This window comes from Gilliamella sp. B2828 (assembly GCF_026537125.1).
GTDB lineage: Bacteria > Pseudomonadota > Gammaproteobacteria > Enterobacterales > Orbaceae > Gilliamella.
Window position 1 is genome coordinate 349,161 of record NZ_JAFNMU010000002.1, and the last position, 1,951, is coordinate 351,111.

The following is a 1,951-nucleotide window of genomic DNA, read 5'->3' on the forward strand; positions in this document are numbered from 1 at the left end:
TAACAAACAATCTGTGTGAACACTTACGAGCACTTCGTAAGGAGGTGATCCAACCGCAGGTTCCCCTACGGTTACCTTGTTACGACTTCACCCCAGTCATGGACCACACCGTGGTAAACGCCCTCCCGAAGGTTAAGCTATCTACTTCTGGTGCAACCCACTCCCATGGTGTGACGGGCGGTGTGTACAAGGCCCGGGAACGTATTCACCGTGACATTCTGATTCACGATTACTAGCGATTCCGACTTCATGGAGTCGAGTTGCAGACTCCAATCCGGACTTAGACGTACTTTATGAGGTCCGCTTGCTCTCGCGAGGTCGCCTCCCTTTGTATACGCCATTGTAGCACGTGTGTAGCCCTGGTCGTAAGGGCCATGATGACTTGACGTCGTCCCCACCTTCCTCCGCTTTATCAACGGCAGTCTCCTTTGAGTTCCCGACCGAATCGCTGGCAACAAAGGATAAGGGTTGCGCTCGTTGCGGGACTTAACCCAACATTTCACAACACGAGCTGACGACAGCCATGCAGCACCTGTCTCACAGTTCCCGAAGGCACTCTCGCATCTCTGCAAGATTCTGTGGATGTCAAGACCAGGTAAGGTTCTTCGCGTTGCATCGAATTAAACCACATGCTCCACCGCTTGTGCGGGCCCCCGTCAATTCATTTGAGTTTTAACCTTGCGGCCGTACTCCCCAGGCGGTCGATTTATCGCGTTAGCTTCGGAGCCCATCACTCTAGGCAACAAACTCCAAATCGACATCGTTTACAGCGTGGACTACCAGGGTATCTAATCCTGTTTGCTCCCCACGCTTTCGCATCTCAGCGTCAGTATCTGTCCAGAAGGCCGCCTTCGCCACCGGTATTCCTCCACATCTCTACGCATTTCACCGCTACACGTGGAATTCTACCTTCCTCTACAATACTCTAGTTAACCAGTTTTAAGTGCAATTCCTAGGTTGAGCCCAGGGCTTTCACACCTAACTTAATTATCCGCCTACATGCCCTTTACGCCCAGTCATTCCGATTAACGCTCGCACCCTCCGTATTACCGCGGCTGCTGGCACGGAGTTAGCCGGTGCTTCTTCTGTAATTAACGTCAATTGATGAACCTATTCGATTCATCACCTTCCTCATTACCGAAAGTACTTTACAACCCGAAGGCCTTCTTCATACACGCGGCATGGCTGCATCAGGGTTCCCCCCATTGTGCAATATTCCCCACTGCTGCCTCCCGTAGGAGTCTGGACCGTGTCTCAGTTCCAGTGTGGCTGGTCATCCTCTCAGACCAGCTAGAGATCGTCGCCTTGGTAAGCCTTTACCCTACCAACTAGCTAATCCCATATGGGCTCATCAAATGGCGCATGGCCCGAAGGTCCCATGCTTTGGTCTCTCAACATTATGCGGTATTAGCAGTCGTTTCCAACTGTTGTCCCCCTCCATTCGGCAGATACCCATACTTTACTCACCCGTCCGCCACTCGTCATCAAGTGCAAGCACTCATGTTACCGTTCGACTTGCATGTGTTAAGCCTGCCGCCAGCGTTCAATCTGAGCCATGATCAAACTCTTCAATTTAAAGTTTGATGCTCAATAACTGTCTCTGACATATTCAAATGAATCTTCAGTGTCACTTATCAAGACTTAATTTTTTCAGTCCGTAGACTTTTAATCTTTCGTCTCGCAAGTGCCCACACAGATTGTCTGTTTCTTCTTTTTAAAGAGCTGACAGCTATTTATCTTTCACTAAACATTTTGTTATTCAGTTTGCTGTCTCAAGGGCTGCGTATACTACGCTACACCTTTTTATTCGTCAAGATCTTTTTTCAAAATTTTTGACCTTGCTCACTTACACCTGCTGTCTCTGTTTGTCGATGACGCCGTGTCAGTGGATGCGCATTATAGGCACTTTAAATTTTACTGCAAGTGTTTATTGCTATTTTTTTTCTGTTTG

General features: G+C 48.7%; 1 rRNA gene. It reads right to left on the reverse strand.

The features are described 5' to 3' along the window. Nucleotides 1-37: 37 nt before the first annotated feature. Nucleotides 38-1,575: ribosomal RNA gene (locus J3U19_RS03440) — 16S ribosomal RNA — on the reverse strand. Between the last annotated feature and the right edge of the window lie 376 nt (nt 1,576-1,951).